The 21,177-nt window shown below is 37.5% G+C and carries 18 protein-coding genes and 1 pseudogene; all 19 read left to right on the plus strand.

Annotated elements, in window-relative coordinates; translation table 11 throughout:
• Positions 1-1,390 precede the first annotated feature (1,390 nt).
• Positions 1,391-1,642 (plus strand): annotated as a pseudogene (locus NV381_RS38460) (flagellin); the annotation flags it as partial.
• Between the two features lie 108 nt (positions 1,643-1,750).
• The gene (locus NV381_RS38465) at positions 1,751-4,570 is read left to right on the plus strand and encodes a flagellin (protein WP_419182269.1); all 2,820 of its coding nucleotides are present in this window, start codon (positions 1,751-1,753) and stop codon (positions 4,568-4,570) included.
• Between the two features lie 123 nt (positions 4,571-4,693).
• Complete coding sequence (locus NV381_RS14280) at positions 4,694-5,290, plus strand: hypothetical protein (protein WP_258213958.1); 597 nt, start codon at positions 4,694-4,696, stop codon at positions 5,288-5,290.
• On the plus strand, positions 5,277-7,175 hold the full coding sequence (locus tag NV381_RS14285; RefSeq protein WP_258213959.1) for a motility associated factor glycosyltransferase family protein: 1,899 nt from the start codon (positions 5,277-5,279) through the stop codon (positions 7,173-7,175). The genes NV381_RS14280 and NV381_RS14285 overlap by 14 nt, the downstream gene beginning before the upstream one ends.
• A gap of 5 nt (positions 7,176-7,180) precedes the next feature.
• The gene (locus tag NV381_RS14290) at positions 7,181-7,822 is read left to right on the plus strand and encodes a pseudaminic acid biosynthesis-associated methylase (RefSeq protein WP_258213960.1); all 642 of its coding nucleotides are present in this window, start codon (positions 7,181-7,183) and stop codon (positions 7,820-7,822) included.
• Positions 7,822-8,877: a Gfo/Idh/MocA family protein gene (locus NV381_RS14295; RefSeq protein WP_258213961.1), complete on the plus strand. Its 1,056-nt coding sequence runs from the start codon at positions 7,822-7,824 to the stop codon at positions 8,875-8,877. Before NV381_RS14290 ends, NV381_RS14295 begins: the two co-directional genes overlap by 1 nt.
• Positions 8,874-10,172 (plus strand): DegT/DnrJ/EryC1/StrS family aminotransferase, encoded by a 1,299-nt coding sequence (locus NV381_RS14300; RefSeq protein ID WP_258213962.1) that lies wholly within the window; start codon positions 8,874-8,876, stop codon positions 10,170-10,172. Before NV381_RS14295 ends, NV381_RS14300 begins: the two co-directional genes overlap by 4 nt.
• A complete protein-coding gene (locus NV381_RS14305) occupies positions 10,144-11,154 on the plus strand; it encodes a hypothetical protein (RefSeq protein WP_258213963.1) in 1,011 nt (336 codons plus the stop codon). The genes NV381_RS14300 and NV381_RS14305 overlap by 29 nt, the downstream gene beginning before the upstream one ends.
• Positions 11,155-11,191: 37 nt before the next feature.
• A complete protein-coding gene (locus tag NV381_RS14310; protein WP_258213964.1) occupies positions 11,192-11,767 on the plus strand; it encodes a GNAT family N-acetyltransferase in 576 nt (191 codons plus the stop codon).
• Positions 11,760-12,677 (plus strand): class I SAM-dependent methyltransferase, encoded by a 918-nt coding sequence (locus NV381_RS14315; protein WP_258213965.1) that lies wholly within the window; start codon positions 11,760-11,762, stop codon positions 12,675-12,677. Before NV381_RS14310 ends, NV381_RS14315 begins: the two co-directional genes overlap by 8 nt.
• Before the next feature lie 19 nt (positions 12,678-12,696).
• A complete protein-coding gene (locus tag NV381_RS14320) occupies positions 12,697-14,445 on the plus strand; it encodes an HAD-IIIC family phosphatase (RefSeq protein ID WP_258213966.1) in 1,749 nt (582 codons plus the stop codon).
• 2 nt (positions 14,446-14,447) lie between these two features.
• Positions 14,448-14,669: an acyl carrier protein gene (locus tag NV381_RS14325; RefSeq protein ID WP_258213967.1), complete on the plus strand. Its 222-nt coding sequence runs from the start codon at positions 14,448-14,450 to the stop codon at positions 14,667-14,669.
• A 29-nt stretch (positions 14,670-14,698) separates the two neighbouring features.
• Positions 14,699-15,436 (plus strand): glycosyltransferase family protein, encoded by a 738-nt coding sequence (locus tag NV381_RS14330; RefSeq protein ID WP_258213968.1) that lies wholly within the window; start codon positions 14,699-14,701, stop codon positions 15,434-15,436.
• Positions 15,437-15,455: 19 nt separating this feature from the next.
• Positions 15,456-16,475, plus strand: a complete 1,020-nt coding sequence (locus tag NV381_RS14335; protein WP_258213969.1) for a UDP-N-acetylglucosamine 4,6-dehydratase family protein — start codon at positions 15,456-15,458, stop codon at positions 16,473-16,475.
• Between the two features lie 24 nt (positions 16,476-16,499).
• A complete protein-coding gene (locus tag NV381_RS14340; protein WP_258213970.1) occupies positions 16,500-17,480 on the plus strand; it encodes a PseG/SpsG family protein in 981 nt (326 codons plus the stop codon).
• Positions 17,477-18,565 (plus strand): DegT/DnrJ/EryC1/StrS family aminotransferase, encoded by a 1,089-nt coding sequence (locus tag NV381_RS14345; protein ID WP_258213971.1) that lies wholly within the window; start codon positions 17,477-17,479, stop codon positions 18,563-18,565. The genes NV381_RS14340 and NV381_RS14345 overlap by 4 nt, the downstream gene beginning before the upstream one ends.
• Positions 18,562-19,287 (plus strand): glycosyltransferase family protein, encoded by a 726-nt coding sequence (locus NV381_RS14350; RefSeq protein ID WP_258213972.1) that lies wholly within the window; start codon positions 18,562-18,564, stop codon positions 19,285-19,287. Before NV381_RS14345 ends, NV381_RS14350 begins: the two co-directional genes overlap by 4 nt.
• Positions 19,288-19,304: 17 nt before the next feature.
• A complete protein-coding gene (locus NV381_RS14355) occupies positions 19,305-19,970 on the plus strand; it encodes a class I SAM-dependent methyltransferase (protein WP_258213973.1) in 666 nt (221 codons plus the stop codon).
• A gap of 13 nt (positions 19,971-19,983) precedes the next feature.
• Positions 19,984-21,174: an ATP-grasp domain-containing protein gene (locus tag NV381_RS14360; RefSeq protein ID WP_258213974.1), complete on the plus strand. Its 1,191-nt coding sequence runs from the start codon at positions 19,984-19,986 to the stop codon at positions 21,172-21,174.
• Positions 21,175-21,177 lie beyond the last annotated feature (3 nt).

Here is a 21,177-nt window from a genome sequence, read left to right on the forward strand (position 1 = left end):
TGACACTTTCTTAGTATCCGGTCTAGCATCAAGTCAAGCAATGAATATAGCAAATGGATCCACGGGGGGAATTATTAATCCGGGTTCAACAGTTAAAACTGCTGGAACCAATACAGTTCTAGGATATAGCAATGGCATCAACATAGCTAAAGGTGTTAATGACCAATTGAGTCTTACAGTTGACGGCGCCAATACTGACACGTTAACACTTTCCGCAAAGCTTTATGCAACTAAAGAAGATTTGGTGAATGAACTTAACAACCAAATCGGCAGTTCATCAGCTCTTACTGGTAAAGTTCAAGCAAAACTGGACGATAGTGGGAAAGTTGTATTTACTTCTGTTGCAACAGGTTCCAGTTCATCGGTAACTGTAGGCAATCCGGGGACACTAGCTCAATCAGCTCTAGGAGCTATTGGTTATGGAGCGACTGCTGGAAATATCAGTGGTGTTAACATTTCTGCAGGTGTAAGCATTGATAATACTAATCTCGCTAACTTTAAGTTGAATGTTACATTAGGCGCCAAAACAGCTACACTTAACCTTTTGGATCAACCAAATATTAATAATGTTGGCACTTTTGCGAACAATCCAAGCACAAAAGATGCCGTAGTTAAAGCGTTACAAGCCGAACTGGATAAAGCATTTGGCAAAGATGCTGTAAACGTAAGTACAATTGCCAATGCAGCAGGTAATGATACAATAAGGTTCACGACCAAGTCTGCGACAGATGTTTTTGCAATTTCCGGGGCAACTGGTGCTACTGTTAATCTAGCAAACACATTGTTAGGAGCAACGTCAGTAGTCGCAACTCCTGGTACAAACCCAACGAATGTAACAACAACAGGTAAGGATGCAGTGGATAATAAACTTGCTACTAATTCATTGTTGAAAGATATCACCGATTCCGATAATAGAAACCTTGGGTTAAGTAAAGGGAATGTTATCTCAATTTCAACAACTCAAGACGGCAAAGAGTATAAGGCAAGTCTTACAGTAACCGAGAATTCGACTATTGGTGACTTGCTTGGAGCGGTTCGCTCTATCGATGCATTTGCCGGTGCATCTGTTGCTCTTGATATTGAAAAAGGCCAAATCAATGTCGTTGGTAAAAACGGAGAGAAGTACGATATCAGCAACATGAAATTCTCCGCTCAAAAATCCGCTACTGATACAACGGCTATTGGTGATTTCAACAGAACATTCGGAGACTTCAAGGTAACGCAAAAAGCACAAGATGCTGCAAGTGATGCTTCCTTGTCGATGCAAATCGGTGCAAATCAAGGTCAAACTGTAGCTGTTGACATCAACAACGTCAGCGCCTCTTCCTTGAAAATTTCCAACATTGATGTAAGCACAAAAGACGGTGCACAGTCCGCTATCAGCGTAGTGAACAATGCACTTGAAGTTGTTTCTCAAGAGCGCTCTAAGCTTGGTGCTATCCAAAACCGTTTGGAATACACAATCAACAACTTGGGAACATCTTCGGAAAACTTGACTGCTTCCGAATCCCGTATCCGCGATGTAGACATGGCGAAAGAAATGATGGACTTCACGAAGAACAATATTCTTTCCCAAGCAGCCCAAGCGATGTTGGCGCAAGCGAACCAACAGCCACAAGGCGTACTGCAATTGCTCAGATAATCATCCTTTTCATCATGGAAAAGACTCTAGTAAATCTAGAGTCTTTTCTTTTATGAGCCTAAGGGCAGTTTAAATTCCAAAGGGCTGATTGAATGAAGGGGGGATTATGTGAGAATTAATCATAATATGTCGGCAATTAATACGCATCGACAGTTAACGGATAATAACACGACCATGTACAAGTCCGTTGAGAAGCTATCCTCCGGACTGCGTATTAACCGTGCTGGAGATGATGCTGCAGGATTGGCAATTTCCGAGAAAATGCGAGGTCAAATTCGTGGCTTAGATCAAGCATCAAGAAATGCGCAGGATGGCATATCGCTTATTCAGACTGCTGAGGCCGCTTTAAGTACAACCCATAATATTTTAGGACGAATGCGAGAGCTTGCGGTGCAGGCGTCTAATGACTCTTATACTGATTCCGATCGGCAGCAGTTGCAGAAGGAAGTGCAGCAGCTTAAAGCGGAAATTGACCGTGTCGCATATACGACCGAATACAATACTAAGAAACTATTAAACGGCAGTCTGACCGCGGCCAAAGAATTACAAGGAACCAAGGCTGTTTCCAATGTGGTTGCTGCAGCCGATCTTATGGGTTTGGCCGGTAAAGCGATAGGCGGCAGTGCAATTACGGAAAGAGGCTCATTGCAGACGATTACCGGTTATGGATATTCGGAAACCGCGTTTAATGCTCTGGATGAGAAAATTGCCATTGTAGCCGGTGTGAATGACAACTTTTCATTTAATATTAACGGTACAACAACTGTTTCAGGCGCGTTTCTTGCAGCCAGTACAGGAAGCGGATACACACAGGATCAATTTGCCAATGCTGTAGAAGAAGCGATTAATTCGTCTTTGAAAGCTTCCGGTTTTTTCGTTGAAAAGAATCAGGTACAAGTATCCGTAGAAGATGGTAAGCTTAAAGTTACAACGAAGGAAGCAGGAGACCAAACTCAGTTTTCATTCGGATCCGGCGCGTACAACCGTTCTGCACTTTCTGCGATGGGATTCAGAGGATATCAGGATAAGATTGCAGGGGCACTCGATATGAGTAACGGCATCAATATTACAAACGGTGCAGCTTCTGGGCAATTTGTTGTGAATCTGGGCAGTGGAAGCGCAACGGTCACTTTGAATAATAATACCAGCTATACATTAATCACACTGAAGAGTGAAATTCAGAATCAATTGGATAGCGCATTTGGAGGCGGTGTTGTAAAAGTAGATGATAGAGCAGGAAAGTTGGGGTTAACATCAACTGTTAAGACCAACTCGTTTAACGTGACTTTATCAGCTGGGTTAAGCAATTTATTCGGACTAGCCGCTAGTACTTCCGGAGGGATCATTCATTCTGGTTCTACGATCACAGCTAATGGTGTTAATAGCATTATGGGATTTGCAAAGGGCATCAACATTGCTTATGGAGTTAACGACCAATTTCGGCTGGCGGTAGATGGCGGTGAACAGAGAACAATAACACTATCATCTAAGCTCTATGCTACAAAAAGTGATCTTGTTAATGAGATTAATAATCAAATTGGTAGTGATGCTGTTGTTACTGGAAAGGTTCAAGCTCGACTTACAGTCGATAACAAAATTGAATTTGAGTCTGTGACCACCGGATCGGCATCTTCTGTTGCTGTGCTAGCACCCGATGCTTCCGATCAAAGTGCTTTAGGGGTTTTAGGCTTCAGTGCTGTAGTAGGAGGTATCTTAGGTGCTAATGATATAGCTGCCGGAATAAATATAAGTGGTGTTGCGAATAACCCAGATCAATACAAGCTTACAGTTGTTCTGGGCAACAGATCGGCTATGATCAATTTATTGGACCAACCTAATATTGAAAGAGCTACTAATATAGGATCAGGACTAACTACACGTGATGCAGTCGTGAAAGGTTTACAGGCAGAACTGGATAAAGCGTTTGGTATAGGCGCACTACAAGTGGTTTTACACGTCAGCGGAGCGATCGAGACTTTGCTATTGAATACTTTAACTGCGACATCGAAGTTTTCAATCAGTTCTATTACAGGTGCTTCAGGCGTCAGTACGATGTTCGATAGTTCAGTGGCCGCTGGTGGGACGCTTAAAGCTATTCTTGGAACAACACCGACAAATGTTCGAACGACAGGTATAGACGCACAGAATCGTTCTCTTGCCGGCAACACGTTGCTGTTAGACTTAACTGATCGCGATCACAACAATCTTGGATTGACCGTAGGTAACATCATTGCCTTTAATGGTACTCAGGACGGAAAAGGCTTCAGCACTTCTGTGGAAGTGAAGCAAGATACGACAGTGGGGGATCTCATGGCCCTTATGCGATCAGTTGAAGCGTTTAATGGAGCTTCAGTTGGATTGGATCTGATGAAAGGAACTATCAGTATCGAAGGAAAAAAGGGTGCCCGGTACGATTTAAGCAACCTTTCTCTTTCCGCTCAGCAATCCTTTACAGATTCCACTCCTGTAGGTGGGTTCAATCGCCCGCTTGGGCAATTCCATATAGTACGACAGGCACAAGATTCTTCAAGAGACTCGTCCGTGCTTGTACAGGTTGGAGCGAACCAATGGATAACCGATTCTATCGATGTGAATAGTGCCGATACGGGCTCGTTACGGTTGACAAACATTGATATCAGCACATCCTCACAGGCTCGTTGGGCTACGTCAGTAATCGATAATGCTATGGATCGAATATCGGATGAACGTGCAAAGCTCGGAGCTATACAAAACCGTTTGGAGAATACAATTTACGATCTAAGTATATTCTCTGAGAATTTGACTGCATCGGAATCACGAATTCGGGATGTTGATATAGCAAGAGAGACGATGTCCTACGCCAAAAGCAGCATTCTTTCCAATGGTGCTGGTACTATACTGGCAAAGGCTAATCTACAATCTATGCAAGTTCTTCTCTTAATAAGGTAGTTTATTTCGATTAACAGACCCTGATCGAGAAATCAATCAGGGTCTGTTAATATTCTCCCTACAAAAAGACAAAGACAAAGCCGATAATAAAGTAGAACAGTATACTTTGATGGGGGTTTGCGTATGATTTTGGAACTGATAGGAAAGCAATATGAATTTGAAAATAACACGGAAGAAATCCCTTCCATCCTGCAAACAATTGAATCATCAGTTTCAACTCACAGTTTATATGTCCAAAGTATTGTAGTGGATGAACAAGAGGTACATGTACCGTTAGATGATTATATTTTAGAACATATAGAGACTGTTGACCGGATTGAAATAATTACGGTAGATCACAAAGAAATGGTTAGTTCTCTGGTAAGTGAAGGTACAGATTACCTTGCACGAGCATTACCTTCAATGAACCGGTTGGCAGACCTTTTTTATCAAAATCCTGATAAAGAAACTTGGGCTCGCTTGGATCATTTTTTGGAGGCCATCGGTTGGTTTGACACTATACTGGGAACATTGAGTCAAGTGTTCACAGAAGATACTAATATTGATACAATAAGAAATGACTTGCAAGCCAGATTAGTTGATTTTCAGGAGTCCTTGTTAAACCAAGATACGGTTTTGATCGCGGACATGATTATTTATGAATTTATGCCGTTATTCGAAAATCTTCAGACAAGTCTGGATGCTATAAAGAATGAGGTTAAAGAATATGATACTAATTGATAATGTGGCGTATTTGAAAAAAAGACAGCCAAATCTTTGGAAATTTTTTAAAGCAGTAGAAGACGAGGTGAACACCACTGATTATGCTGTTTCAGCCAGTAAAGCAGGGAACTCTTGTTTAACAATTACGTTAGATGGCAAAGAGAACTATATTCACAGCAAATATAATCCTGTTGAAGAAGCAGAACGTTGGATGCAAAAGTATGAAGAGAATATGGATAGTTATGAACATATATTTTTCTATGGAGTTGGGCTTGGATATCACATTGAGACATTGATGGAACGTTATCCAGATAGAAGCTATTCGCTTTATGAACCGGACGTAAATGTATTTTACCAATTGATTTGTTCTAGAAAGCTGGATAGCTTTCCTACGAAAAACTTAAAAAATTTCTTTGTAGAATTCATGGAACCATTTAAAACTTTAGCGATTGAACAAATGGTTAGTTTGATGCTAAAAAACGTTCTTATTATTGTTCATCCGGTCTATGAACGATTGTTCGCGGAACAAACGAAATCGTTTCTGCAAAATTTTAAAAATTCACTTCTTAAAAAGTATAGCATTCAGTCTGCCACTAAGATGTATGAACGGTTATGGACAGTTAATAGTCTTTACAACTTCACTAAGGTTTTGGAAACTCAAAATATATTCCGAGAGAAGAAACACATATTTTCAGGTAAACCAATTGTAATGGTAGCGGCGGGACCCTCCCTTGAAGATGAAATAGACAATCTGAAAAAGATTAAAAATGAAGGACTAGCTTATATTATCTCAATTGGATCAGCTAATAGAGCATTGATTAAGAATGGTATTTTTCCGGATGCAGTAACAACATACGATCCTAATACTAATAATCATCTTGTTTTCGAAGAAATTATTGAGGATAAATTGGAAATACCGATGATATTCGGTACGAGCGTAGGCTACAAGACTGTACAATTATACCCTGGTCCTATGTTATACATGATTACAAATCAAGATCCTGTATCGTCATATTATTTAAAATTGGAACCGGGTGAGATAGTCTCTGATGCGCCAAGTATCGCTACGGTCACCGTGGAGTTGATGTACAAATTGGGGGCAGAACTAATTGTGTTGGTAGGGCAAAATTTTGGGTACAGAAACGATCAGTTCTATGCTAAAGGGATTGAATACTCGTATCGGGAGAGTGAGCAATTATCTGAAGCAGAGAAAGAAACACTAATTCTTGTCGATGGTGTTGAAGGTGAGCAGGTCCAATCGCATTATGGACATAACTTGGCTAGACATCAAATGGAACACTATATAGAGAATATGCCAGGTATTAGAGTAATAAATACTACCAAAGGCGGTGCAAAAATCAAAGGAACTGAATTCCAAGCCTTAGAAGAAGTGATGCATACTCATTTCCTTAAAAAAGTAGTAGACGCTGCTTGGTACGAAGGAACCAAAACAAAATATGACACTGAATCAATGCAAAAGCAGATCAATCGGATGAAGGCAGAGTATGAAAGTTTTCATGGCCTATTTGATAGGGTTGTGAAATTATTGCGTAAGCTGGATACCTTAAATAAATTTAATGAACTAAATCAACTTGCTAAGTTATTTCCAAAATTAGACGATGCTTTTAAAAGACTTACCGCTAATGATTTCTTTAATGTTTACGTTAGGCCGATGGTAAAGGCAGAACATGAAATACTTGCTAGACAAGCACAAGTGGTTAGAGAAAGCTGGGATATTCAGGAAAAATCTATGATTACTTTAGAGGCTTTTAGTCAATATTTGTATTCGGTACAAGAAGCGTTTGTATCAATTGAAGATATGTTTCTAAAATTGCAAACCATTATTTCCATGACTATTGAGGAAATGAAAGAAAATCAATCGTTTGTAAAAAAAGGAGAATGAGTTGAGTGGTTACTGAACAGATGGAATTCTGGCAAGGAAAGTTTGGACAAGAGTATACGGAACGCAGTACTTTTACACCAAAAGAGATAGATCTGCTATATGTAGAGCAATATGGTATTTCCCGAACCGATATGAACAAGAGTTTTTTGGATAGCCAATCTATTAACCGCATACTGGAGGTTGGATGCAACACAGGAAATCAATTATTGCACTTACAGTCCAATGGCTATGAACATTTGTATGGCATAGAACTGCAGTCTTATGCCGTTGAGAAATCGAAGGGACTGTCTCAAAGAATCAATATTATCCAAGGGTCAGCTTTCGATATCCCTTACAAGGATAGTTATTTTGATTTAGTTTATACTTGTGGAGTTTTGATCCATGTTGCTCCTGATGATATTAACAAAGCGCTTCAAGAAATATACCGGACAAGCAAGCGTTATATATGGGGGTTTGAATATTACTCTGGAGAATATGAAGAAATTAATTATAGGGGTCATGAAGGTAAATTATGGAGAACAAATTTTGTTGACTTATATTTGAAGCTGTTTCCTGATTTGAAATTGATAAAAGAACAAAAGTATCCTTATCTGACCAAAGAGAAGCATGTTGATCAAATGTTTTTATTGGAGAAGCCACAAAGCTAATGAATTCTACAAAATTCACAAAAAAAGTGAGTGAATTTATGAATAGAAAAATTAATTGTGCTGTTATTGGGTTAGGGAAAATCGGTTTATTGTATGACTTAGAATCAAATAGAGAAAAACCATCGAGTCATACATTAGCCTATCATCTAAATGATAACTACAATTTGGTGGGTGCTGTAGATCCCTTGGTTGAAAAAGAACTCATATTAGAAAAATTTGTTCCCTCGGCAAAGTTTTATCCGAAAGTAGAACAATTATTTTATAATCACGCAATAGATGTGGTGAGTGTCTGCACACCTCCTTATAATAGATATCATTTAATCCAAAAAATATTGGAATACAGTAGTCCTAAAATTATTTTCTGTGAAAAACCTATCGAAAGTTCTTTTGTAAATGCAAAGAAACTGATCTCTTTAATAAATCAAACAGATACAATACTGATCCCTAATTTTTCACGTCGTTGGAACCAAGGGATGCAAAAGGTTCGCGAATGCATTATTGATAACGTATATGGGAGACCAATCAAAATTCATGTTAGATATACTCGAGGAATCTTTAATACTGGTTCGCATTTATTTGATCTCATAAGATTTATGCTTGGAGATATAGAAGAGGTAAGAGTGTTGGAGAAAATTACAACAAGCGCAGAGGAAGAAGGTGAATATTCGTTCACGTTCCACTTTCGTGTTAACTCTAATATCATTGGTTATGCAGAGGCCTTCAACGATCAGAACTACTATATGTTTGAAATTGATATATATTTTGAATATGGGAAAGTTGAAATCATGAACAGCGGTAACGAAGTAAACTATTATAGAACAGGAGATCATCCATTATTTGAGGGGTGGAAAAGTCTTCAGAAAGAAACAACACAAACTAATTTACTGCAAGATTCAAACCTGAAAAATGCTATGTGTCATATAGCCGATATATTATTATACAATGAAAAGCCTGTGGCTAACGAATCTGATGGAATTTACCCATTAATGGTTGCGGAAGCATTAATGAAGTCATTTATTAATAAGGGTTCATTAGAAAAGGTGGAACAATTATGAGTGAGCTTGCTTTGTTTGGTGGAAAACCTATTAGAAATAGACCGCATCCTTGGGTAAATACAATGGGAGAAGAAGAGATAAATGCGGTTAACGGCGTGATGAAATCAGGAATTGTTTCTGCGTTTCTTGGCCGGTCAGGAGAAGGCTTCTTAGGAGGTCCTAAGGTTCAAGAAATAGAGAACTGTTTTTCGACAAAATTTGGAACTGAATTTGCCATTTCAGTTAATTCTGCAACTTCTGCGTTGCACACCGCTGTTGCCGCTTGTGAGATCGGTCCCGGAGATGAAGTACTAGTTACCCCTTATTCTATGGTTGCCACAGCTAGTGCTATTTTGATGAATGGCGCTGTGCCTATTTTTGTTGATATTGATGAGCATACATATAACTTAAATCCAAAAGAAATTGAAAAATGGATAACACCTCGTACTAAGGGGATCATTGTTACCAATTTATTTGGTCTGGCTGCAATGATGGACGAAATTATTTCTATAGCACGAAAGCATAATCTTTACGTAATTGAAGATAATGCTCAAGCCCCCGGTGCAAAAATAAATAACAGGTATTCCGGTACAGTAGGAGATATCGGAGTATTTAGTTTAAACTATCACAAAATTATCCATAGTGGTGAAGGCGGCATTCTTTTAACTAGAGATGAGAAATTAGCACGTCGTTGTCGGTTGCATCGTAATCATGGTGAAATGGTTGTAGATGACGAGAAGGATTACGAAACCATTACTCTAGGAAATAATTACCGGATGAGTGAGTTGCATGCAGCGATTGGCATAGAACAATTAAAAAAATTGGATCATTTGTTGAATTTGCGGAGAATATTGGGGGAACAAATTACGAGTGGTCTGCAATTATTTGAGGGTTTGAAAGGGGTTCATATCCCGCAAGGTTTTGAGCACACCTATTATGCATATCCAATTCAATTCATTCATCAAGTGTGGGGTATATCGAGAAAAACATTTTCGGATGCGATGAATGCAGAGGGCTTTCCACTTGGTACTGGCTATCAAAAACCAATATATCTCCTCCCTATGTATCAGCACAAAAAAGTTTTCAATCATACAAACTATCCGTTCTCTCTTATAGAAAAACCTGTACAACAGTATGAGCGAGGAATATGTGCTGTAACGGAGAAAATGTATTTCGAAACATTATTGATTGCAGATTTATGTAGGTTACCGTATGAATCGTACGATATTGAGACGTTTATAGAAGCGATTCAAAAGGTTTGGAATGAAAGAGGGAGATTGGCTCATTATGAAAGAAATTATACTCCTATGCCATGATCCTGGTGGTTTTGATGTCATTAATCCAGTTTATAAATATTTTGTTGCCAACGGAAAAGAGAATGTTAATTATTACTGTGTAGGTCCAGCTGCAAAGTTAAACCCTCTTAACGGACAAAAACAGGAATCAGTAATTAAACTTCTTAATCAAAAAATTGAGAAAAACTCACTTTCTTTGCTTGTGACAGGTACAAGTTGGGGAAATGATATTGAACTACAAGCAATAGAACTTTGTAAACAATCTGGGATAGTCACTGTAGCAATATTAGATTATTGGTCAAGCTATTATTCAAGGTTTCAAGCGGATGAAAGAACGATATTTCCTGATTATTATATAGTAATGGATGATATTGCACAAAGCGAGGCTGTAAATGAAGAGGTGCCTAAAAATATTATTAAGGTACTAGGGCATCCTGGATTAGACCAATTTATCAAATATTATAAAGGGATGAGTAAAAAAAATGATAAAGGAGATAAAAGGAAGATACTCTTCCTTTCTCAACCAATATCATTAGTATATGGGGACATGTATGGATATACAGAACACAAAGTAATTAATGATTTAATTTCTATTATGGATATATTGCCGCACTATGAATTAGCTATAAAATTTCATCCAAAAGAAGATCCAACATTAATTAAAAACTATGCATTCTTAGAAGAAAAGGGAGACTTAAGTGATTTAATTAAAAATTTTGATATTATCATAGGAATGGCTACAATTGGACTCTTGCATGCAGCGCTAATGGGGAAAGTTGTAATAAGCTATCAGCCGAATATTCTTAAACCAGATGGATGTATTACTAATAAACTAGGTATATCTAGTTTAATAAACAATTATGAGAAGCTGCATGATGTACTGAAATTTATCGATTTGGACAATACCACTTCTAATTTAGACAAGATATTAAACCAATTCATCTGGTCTGATGGTGAGTCAACCCACAGAGTATGCCAATTTTTAAGCTTTCTTAATAAATAGTTTGTAAAAAAGGTGATTAAGGAGGAAATTAAAAGGCGTGAAAAGAGACAAAGACGTTTTTCTCCAAGGGAAGTATGTGGCTTTAAAAGCGTTAAATGAAAGTGATGTTGAAAATAGTGACTGGTATGATTGGTTTAATGATGAAGAAACAACGAAATATATGCAAAAACATTATTATCCAAATACAAAAGCTGAACAAATGGATTATTGGAAAAACCATATCAAGGGCTCTAGGGACCGACTGCAGTTAGGTATCTATGATACTAATGGTGGTCCGTTGCTGGGTTGTGTTGGTTTGTATCCGATTGATTATATTAATAGAAAAGCGGAAATATCAACAATAATCGCTGAGAAATCAACAAGAAATGTCAAATATTTTTTTGAATCTAATAAATTGATTTTACAGCATGCATTCTATTCATTGAACTTGTATAGAGTTTATGGGGGCTCTATAGTTAAGGAGTTTGCTGAAGCTATGTGTAAGTTTTATGGTTTTGAAATCGAAGGTGTTATGAGATCTGAAGTCTATAAAAACGGGAAGTATCATGATACTTATTTGATCGGATTAATGGAGTCGGAATTTAAATTCAGAAAGGAATTTGTAGATGAATAATTCAAGTTTACTTGATCAATTAATTCAAGAAGTATCTGCTATTAATCCACTACAAAAGAAGAGTTTAGACCAATATTTTACACAACTAAGCTCTGAAGAAAAACAGGGGATGAATAACTTTGCGGATGATTATATAAGTTATTTGAAGAAAAATAATTATACAATTGGGGAGATAGCACAAAATTATTCGTGGATGTGCAAAGAGGTTCTAAGGGAACAAATTTATTTTAAACGGAATGGCCGATATAGATTTGACAAGCTAGAAGACACTTATAAGAATGTTTATTCTAATGAGGGGTATATGGAAAAATATATGATCGGTGTGGGCGTATCCCAGATGCTTTGGAAAAATCATCACGACATGTTTTCGTTTTGGTTAAAGCATATCTGTTCTGTCCAATTAGACAAGTATTTGGAAATTGGTGTAGGTCATGGGATGTTTTTTAAAAATGCTATAATTTCAGGTAATTTCTCTGAATATTGGGGAGTTGACATTAGTGAGACTTCACTTGCTATGGCAAAGGATGTCGTAAATGATGTAGCGTCAAATAAACAAGTTAATTTTATGCTTAAAGATGTGCTGGAAGTTAACGAGTTTGATGGTTCGATTGACTTTGTCACTATGGGAGAAGTATTAGAGCATGTAGAGAAACCGGAATTGCTTGTGAATAAAATTGCAAAGATGTTGAAGAAAGACGGAAAAGCCTATATATCAACATGCGCTAATGCACCGGTTATCGATCACATCTATTTATTTAATAATATTGAAGAGATCCGACAACTCTTTTATAGCAGTAATTTGGAAATTATGGATGAAGTCATAATATGTAATGATAATACTCCAAAAGACCAATGGGATAGCGAGAGAGCAAATTTAAGTTATGCTGCGATTGTAGTGAAAAATAAGTAATGCAGGGAGACATTTGTTGATGCTCAAAGTTTCAAACTTAGCAGATTTTATGTCACAAATTCGCCAAATGGAGAATAATGCCTCTACTTTTGAAGCATATGGTAATATTTATTTTTTGAAAAATTTTACGGTAGATAGAATTGATCCGTTTCTAAAGTACTATTTACTAAATGAAAAAATAAGGCCTAATATAGTATACGGAACTTACGATAATATAACACAAGAGATACTGGATGATGGTTCAAGCCTTCATACAACTAACCCGGATGTTGTTGTGCTTTCGTTGATGCTCGAAACATTTGATATGAGCTATAACCGTGAGGGTTGGAATTATGAGGAGACAAAAAAGTCATTAAAGTCCCTATATGAACTTATTGCCACCAAAACTAAATCCTTGCTTGCAATCAATACTTTTATTCCTCCTTTTTATAATGAAGCCGGACTTATTCGAAGTGTTCAAGACCGCTATCATCAAATGTTACTAATAAATCAATTTGTGCGTGATTATGCGGTAGAGCATAGCTCTCGCTTTTTCCTCATGGACTGGGAGCACATGATCCGTCAACTAGGTGAGCAGGAAAGCATAGATTATCGATATTGGTATACTTCCAAGGCTCCCTTTAAAAGCAGCTTTCAAAGCTTATACGCTTTAGAGATAACGAAAATCGTCAGAGCGCTTAAAGGAAAAACCAAGAAATGTATTTTGCTTGATTGTGATAATACACTTTGGGGTGGAGTTGTCGGGGAAGACGGAGTAGAAGGAATCAAATTAGACAGCAATCATTATCCGGGAAAGGCATATTATGACTTCCAAAAAAGTGTGTTGAATCTAATTAAACGCGGTGTAATGGTAGGGCTAGTAAGTAAGAACAATGAAGAAGATGTCTGGGAGGTACTAAGTTCTCACCCGGATTGTTTGATAAAAAAGTCAGATTTGGCAGTGTGGCGGATAAATTGGAATCAGAAAGACGAGAATATTGCATCCATTATTAAGCAACTCAATATTGGTGAGGATAGTATTGTATTTGTTGACGATAATCCGATGGAATGTGAAATAGTAAGACGATTACTTCCAGAAGTTAGGGTGCTCCAAGTTCCTGAGAAACTGTATGAATATCCGAATATTCTTTATAAGGAAGGATTGTTTGACAAGATTACGGCAAGTCAAGAAGATCAGGATCGCACGAAAATGTATCAAGACGAGACTGCAAGAAAATCAGAGCAATCTAAATTTAGCAACTTAGAACAGTTCTTGTCTTCACTAGAGCTACAGGCAATAATCCATCCTGCAAAAACGAATGAAATACAACGAATTGCACAATTAACACAAAAAACAAACCAGTTCAACGTTTCGACCAAAAGGTACTCTGAAGAGGAAATCAAGAATTTAACGGAATATCCAAACTGTGTATACTCACTTAGAGTTCAAGATAAATTTGGCGATTATGGCTTGACAGGCGTATTCATTGCGAAGTTATCACAGAATATTGGATATATTGACACCTATTTGTTAAGTTGCAGAGTACTTGGAAGGAATGTCGAACTTGCATTTATCCATCAGTGCATGAATGATATTGAGCAGATGTTTGGAATAAAAACATGGGAAGCAAGCTATGTACCTACGAAAAAAAATCAGCAAGTTTCAGATTTTTGGGATAGAATTGGCTTTGACTTAGAAAAAACTATTGATGATGAAAAAGTATATGGATTAATCAAGCCTAATAGAAAAGTGGAAAATATATCTTATATTAAGATTACGGAGGAATGATCATGGAACAAAGAATCAAAGAAGTAATGAGCAAAGTGTTTGGTTTGAATATTGCGGCAATTAATGAAGACTCGTCTCCGGACACAATAGATGCATGGGATTCTATAAATCATATGACACTGATTTTATCCCTGGAACAAGAGTTTGGCATCGAATTTAATGATGATGTACTAGACAACACGTTAGACTTTAGAAGTATTTTGAATTATTTATCCAAACATTAGGTTAGTCTATCTTGAAGTGGAGCAAAAATATGAAAATAAATGCTATTGTAGCCACTCGAATGACCTCATCACGATTGCCTGGTAAAGTTATGATGGATTTATATGGTCAGCCGGCATTAGTTAGGTTAATAGAACGTCTCAGACAATCGAAATTTATTCAAAACATCGTAATTGCAACTACAACCAATAATGAGGACGATGTTATTGAACAAACCGCAGCAGCTCAAAACGTACTATTTTACCGCGGAAGTGAAGAGGATGTCCTTGCACGCACTGTAGAGGCTGCTGAAGCAATTGATACGGATTATATTGTACAAGTGACGAGCGATTGCCCGCTTATTGACGCGGAAACAATTGATACAGTTATCGGAAGAATGCTTGAGCATCCTTACTTGGACTATGTCGGTAATGATCTGATCAGAACGTATCCACTCGGATTCGGCGCGGAAATTTTCAGAACAAAGACATTATCCGAAATTAATAAAATTACCCAAGATGCTGCTGATCGTGAGCATGTTTCTTTGTATATTTATGAGCGACCTGAAAAGTATAAACTCTCTAATGTGGAAGCACCTGTTTATCTGAGACACCCCGAATACCGTTTAACTTTAGATACAGTGGACGATTATAACCTGATCAAACATATTTTCGAGAAATTATATCCGTGTAAACAGCATTTTGGACTTTTTGATATTGTTAAATATTTTCAAATCCATCCTGAGCTAGCTTTAATGAATAAACTCATCCAGCAAAAAAAGCCAAGGTAGATCAGGAGGGCATAAAGGTATGGACGGTTATTATAGAGGTAAGAAGATACTAATTATCGGAGGCACAGGTACAATTGGGAAGAGCCTACTACAGACCATGTTGTTGGATCGGCCCGACGTTATTAGAATATTAAGTCGGGATGAGTACAAACAATTTAAGTTACAGCAACAGTATTCCGAGTATACAAATATTCGTTATTTAATAGGCGACGTTAGAGATGCAGAGCGTGTGCAAAGAGCGATGCAGGATATTGATTATGTATTTCATGCAGCTGCAATGAAGCATGTTCCTTCGTGCGAATATAACCCGTTTGAAGCTGTTCAAACCAATATTATTGGCACACAAAATGTTATCCAAGCATCCTTAGCGGCAGGTGTAAAGAAAGTAATATTCACAAGCACAGATAAAGCGATTGCACCGACCAATACATACGGTGCTTCAAAATTAATGGCGGAACGATTAGTGGCATCTGCACAATACTCGAGAGGGTCTCGCGGGACTATATTTGCTGCGGTACGTTTCGGAAATGTTATGGGATCTAGAGGATCGGTTATCCCCCTTTTTAAATCACAGATTGAAAGTAGAAGGGCGATAACGATTACAGATCCGAATATGAGCAGATTTATGATGACATTGAAACAAGCCACGGAATTAACATTGAAGGCCATGAGTTTTGCTCAGGGTGGAGAGATATTTGTTCTAAAAATGCCAGTTGTTCGTTTAAGCGATTTGGCAAATGTTGTAATAGCTAAGATGGCCAATAAATTAGGGTTGTGTGGAGAAGAAGAAATAAAAGTAGAAAGTATAGGCCTACGTCCAGGAGAGAAAATGTATGAAGAACTCATGACGGTTGAAGAGTCTAAAATCGCAATTGAATTGCCTGATATGTATATTATAAGAAATGTATACTTCGACTATGTTGCTGCTTATGAGGGGGGCGTACCGGCGCCAATTCAAGAATACAGTTCTCATAAAGTTGAACGTGTTTCATTAGAGGAACTATCCGATATGATCAAAAGCACCGGCGTCTTTGAATAGTCTTTAATCGAAAGAGAGCCGATAATGAACATAAAAATATTAGTTGGCGCAAGTAAAAACATCGGATTAGGTCATCTCTCAAGATGCGGCATGCTTGCGTCTTTCATGGAACATAATGACTTGAAAATAGAGTTGTATGTTTTGAGGGATCCGTCCCCGGGTAACCAAGTTGAATTAAATTATCCAATAGTAACTTACGAAGAGTTCTACCAACTATGCACAAGGAACTGTCCCGAAGCTATCATCTTCGACATGCCGTTACAAGTTCTGCGGTTGGAATTTATCCAAAAAATAAAAAAACTGGGTATTCAAACCATTATTTTTGATGATGATGGAGAACTATGCGATAAGGATTATTGCAGTATTCTTATCTCATGCAGTGTGAAGTTCTTGAATATTGATTCAAATATTATCCGTAAAGGGCCGAACTATATCCTGCTGAATCCTTCTTTTCGTGAAATTAGGAAAAAAGAAAAATTAATTAATAACGAAATAAAGAAAGTGTTGCTTTCTTTCGGAGGATCTGATCCTAATCAGATAACACTTAAGGTGTTATCAATGTTTAGGGGTTTTTCTGACTACAGCTTTGATATTACAGTAGTTTTAGGAAAGTTATCTGATGAACTACCTCCAAATTTATTGGAAAGCCATCTTAATGTTAAGGTGTTACGTAATGTTTTAAATATGTCGGAGCAATTGGTTGATACAGATTTAGCTATACTCTCCGGTGGTATGACTATGTATGAAGCGTGTTGTGTTGGCACACCTGCAATCATCATTAGTCAAAATCAGCAGCAGAATCAAGAAGCCTCATATTTACATCAACAGGGTTGTGTTTTAAATGCTGGTATGCACGATCACATAACTGAACCTGTTTTGAACAAAGTTATTAAAGAGCTTCAGGACAAAAACGTTAGGATGCAACTTTCACAATACGCTGCACAGTTAGTGGATGGAGAAGGTCTTGCCAGGGTTACTAACATAGTCAAGGATGTGCTGAGATGATTCCTTTAGTTGCACCCAGAATGGAAGACGATGACATTCAAATATTCAGGTTATATCATGGGCCACAGGAAAAACTGACACAGTATGTACAGCAATTCGAAGAAAAATTTTTAACATATATCGGGAAAAAATATGCTTTAGCCGTGAACTCGGGGACATCTGCATTGCATCTAGCGTTGCTCGGGCTAGAGATTGTGCCCGGCGATGAAGTGATCATACCATCGTATACTTGTACTGCATTATTAAACGCAATCCTTTATGTACAAGCTATCCCCATTCTTGTGGACTGTGAATTTGACGTTTCCAATTCTCTTTATACATTATCGGTCGAGAAAGTGAAACACTGTATTACCTCCAAATCTAAAGCAATTATTTTTCCTCATATGTTTGGTAAAGCAACTGTTATTGAACCTTACTTACAGTTTGGTTTACCTGTTATAGAAGACGGCACATTATCTTTAGGAGCAGTTGATGTATATGGTAGCCGAGTCGGTTCTAAAGGCACGCTATCTATTTTTTCAGTTCATGAGTCTAAAATGATCTCCGCCATATCTGGAGGTATCCTGCTTACGGATGATGAAAAGATTTTTTTTCGAATGAAAGATTATTTGGAGAACAGTGACCATGAGAAAGTTTACTCTGTTAGATATAATTACACATTGCCTTCAATAAATGCGGCTCTAGGAATAAATCAACTTGGAAAAATTGATAGTTTTATTCATCGACGCAGATATCTTGCAAATTATTACTCACAACGCTTGTCGTCATATGAGTGTATAGAACTTCCCAAGGTAACAGAGGATAATGTATTTTTTCGATTTATGATTAGATTGAAGAATGGGATAAGACCTGAGGATGTATTAAAATATGGAGAGTCAAAGGGTATTCAGTTTGGAAGAGGGGTTTACCCGCCGCTGCATCGATATTTAAATCAAGATCAAGATTTATTTCTGAATTCTGAAGCAGCAGTTCAATCCGTCATTTCTATTCCTACACATCCTTCTATTGCAAATAACGAAGCTGAGTACATAATGGATGTATTGGAAGAACTGTTACAGAATAGGAAAAGTGGTGAATTGGTGTGAAAGTAGTAGGTATTATTCAGGCCCGTACAGGTTCGACACGTTTACCAAGCAAAGTACTAATGCCGCTAGGAAACAGAACTGTTTTAGAGGTTGTTATTGAAAGAGTAAGAGCGGCTTGTAATTTAGACCAAGTTATTGTTGCAACAACCGTGGAACCGAGAGACCAAGGAATTGCAGAGCTTTGCGAGAGATTGAATATACTTTGTACAAGGGGGTCAGAGTCCGATGTGCTTGAAAGGTATTATCAATCGGCAAAACAATATGGTGCGGATGCCATTATTCGAGTAACATCCGATTGTCCCTTAGTGGATTCGAATACTATCGATGAAATAGTTCGGATTCATAGGGCGTTACCCCATTATGATTATATTTTAAAAGATAAGATGCCCATTGGACTTACATCGGAGTTATTTACTATGAAAGCTCTGGAAGACGCATTTATGAACATGAACGCTGATCACCACCGCGAGCATATCGTCACTGCTTTTACGGAATATACAGATCGCTATCGAAGCTTTATATACGAATGTCCTGGATTATTAAATAATCCTCAGCTAAGATTAACATTAGATACGCGTGAAGATTATGAACTATTGAGTACATTATTTCATGTTTTTAGCGAATCCGCCCCGTTAATTTCTGTAACAGAAGTTGTTGCATTTATGAATAACCAACCCGAGCTAAAGGCCTTAAACGATTCTACAAAAAACAGCCTTCCATAGAAGGGTAAGGAGAGTACATGTACATCGACATTCATCAAAAGAAATGGGACCAATTACACGAAAAAAATCAATTTCGTTTAAAGTATCCGAATGAAATGGTTATTCGATTTATTAGGGGGAATTTCCCTAGTCCTGCAGAATCCCATGTATTAGACTTGGGATGCGGGGCAGGAAGACATGTCATTTGTTTAGCGTCGGAAGGCTATCGAATGACGGGCATCGATTTTTCAAAACCTGGGTTGGATTACACTCAAGGAATTCTTCATTCGTTAAATTTAGAAGCTCAGCTAGTACAGGGCTCAATCACCGAGTTACCCTTTGAGAACGGATGTTTTGATGGGATAATCTCGTTTAGTGTTATTTATTATTTTACAACTTCGGATATAAAAGAAATTATATCTGAAATGTACCGTGTCCTTAAAAAGGGTGGAAAGGCTTTTCTTGTTGTTAGAGCTACTGATGATAAAAGATATGGACAAGGTGAAAAAGTAGAAAATAATACGTTTATGTTGAATACTAATCACACTAATGAAGAAGGTTTAATAATGCATTTCTTTGATGAAGAGGAAGTTAGGGGATTGTTTTCTTCCTTTTCACATGTGAGCGTGGGCTTTACAAAGGAAAGCATGAGCAGTACAAATGAGAAGTATAATTCGGATTTATTAATAACTGTTGTCAAATGAGTGGAGTTTTAAAATGAAAAAATTGCTGGTACTTGGTGCAAGCCGTCTGCAAATACCAATATTAAAAAAAGCAAAAGAAATGGGAATTTATACAATAGCTGTAGATTGGGATTCATTAGCACCAGGCAAAAGTGAAGCGGATGAGTTTCATCAAATAAGCACTAATGACGTAAAGAAGCTCCATTTATTCGCAAAAGAATTGATGATTGACGGAATAATTACAAACTCGGATTTTCCCATGAGAACCGTGAGTGTTATTTCACGCGAACTAAGATTGAACGCAATTTCACCTATTTCAGCTCTATTAACAACTAATAAGCTACTGCTCAGGGAAGTATTACATGAGTCAGGCATAACAGGGCCTAAATTTGCTAAAGTCTCTTCCATTAGTGATGTTTTCTTCAAGTCGGAAGAATTAGGCTTTCCTTTTATCTTGAAGCCTGTGGATTCTTCCGCAAGTAGAGGAGTTTATTTAATCCAGAATCATCAAGGGATAGAATATGCGTATGAGAAGGCTATCCAATATGCTAAAAATAAGATATTAATTGCTGAAGAATATATTTCAGGCAGAGAATTTTCGGTGGAAAGTATTACTTATGAGAATAACACCGATATTATTGCAATTACAGAGAAGATAACCTCAGGACCACCAAATTTTGTTGAAACTGGTCACATTATTCCGGCTAATATCACATTAAGTGAGGGCGAATCAATAAATGAACTCATTAGAAGTTCAATTAATGCACTAGGAATAAATAATGCAATCACTCATGCCGAAGTGAAAGTAAATCCAGAAGGTTGCTTTATTATAGAAATTGGTCCTAGATTAGGAGGGGATTATATATCCACCGATTTAGTTCCACTAGCAACTGGATATGACCTAGTGGAAAACGCCGTTCGAATGGCTATGAATTATGAAATGAGATCTTTTCCAAAACTAAATCGTGCAGCCTGCATAGGATTTATGGTAGCTCCACCAGGTATTTTGCAAAAAATAGAAGGGTTGCCCTCTGAGGCTTCACCTGAATTAGTACGAATGGAGTTGTTTGTGAAAGAAGGACAAAGCATTAATAGTCTAAGAAGTAGTCTGGATCGTTTAGGATACATTCTTGTGGAAGGAAGCTCAAACGAAGAAGTTAAAAATAAAATAGAAAATCTGAGTGCTGGTATTAAATTTCATGTCACTGAATTGAACGGAGGATGAGTC

The organism is Paenibacillus radicis (ex Xue et al. 2023), from assembly GCF_024722015.1.
Classification (GTDB): Bacteria; Bacillota; Bacilli; order Paenibacillales; family NBRC-103111; genus Paenibacillus_S.

Excerpts from the sequence above, each read along its gene's own strand:
- NV381_RS14320 (WP_258213966.1), top strand. The coding sequence starts at position 12,697 with ATGCTCAAAGTTTCAAACTTAGCAGATTTTATGTCACAAATTCGCCAA.
- NV381_RS14340 (WP_258213970.1), top strand. The coding sequence starts at position 16,500 with ATGAACATAAAAATATTAGTTGGCGCAAGTAAAAACATCGGATTAGGT.
- NV381_RS14280 (WP_258213958.1), top strand. The coding sequence starts at position 4,694 with ATGATTTTGGAACTGATAGGAAAGCAATATGAATTTGAAAATAACACG.
- NV381_RS14355 (WP_258213973.1), top strand. The coding sequence starts at position 19,305 with ATGTACATCGACATTCATCAAAAGAAATGGGACCAATTACACGAAAAA.
- NV381_RS14330 (WP_258213968.1), top strand. The coding sequence starts at position 14,699 with ATGAAAATAAATGCTATTGTAGCCACTCGAATGACCTCATCACGATTG.
- NV381_RS14345 (WP_258213971.1), top strand. The coding sequence starts at position 17,477 with ATGATTCCTTTAGTTGCACCCAGAATGGAAGACGATGACATTCAAATA.
- NV381_RS14295 (WP_258213961.1), top strand. The coding sequence starts at position 7,822 with ATGAATTCTACAAAATTCACAAAAAAAGTGAGTGAATTTATGAATAGA.
- NV381_RS14335 (WP_258213969.1), top strand. The coding sequence starts at position 15,456 with ATGGACGGTTATTATAGAGGTAAGAAGATACTAATTATCGGAGGCACA.
- NV381_RS14325 (WP_258213967.1), top strand. The coding sequence starts at position 14,448 with ATGGAACAAAGAATCAAAGAAGTAATGAGCAAAGTGTTTGGTTTGAAT.
- NV381_RS14285 (WP_258213959.1), top strand. The coding sequence starts at position 5,277 with ATGATACTAATTGATAATGTGGCGTATTTGAAAAAAAGACAGCCAAAT.
- NV381_RS14300 (WP_258213962.1), top strand. The coding sequence starts at position 8,874 with ATGAGTGAGCTTGCTTTGTTTGGTGGAAAACCTATTAGAAATAGACCG.
- NV381_RS14360 (WP_258213974.1), top strand. The coding sequence starts at position 19,984 with ATGAAAAAATTGCTGGTACTTGGTGCAAGCCGTCTGCAAATACCAATA.
- NV381_RS14305 (WP_258213963.1), top strand. The coding sequence starts at position 10,144 with ATGAAAGAAATTATACTCCTATGCCATGATCCTGGTGGTTTTGATGTC.
- NV381_RS14315 (WP_258213965.1), top strand. The coding sequence starts at position 11,760 with ATGAATAATTCAAGTTTACTTGATCAATTAATTCAAGAAGTATCTGCT.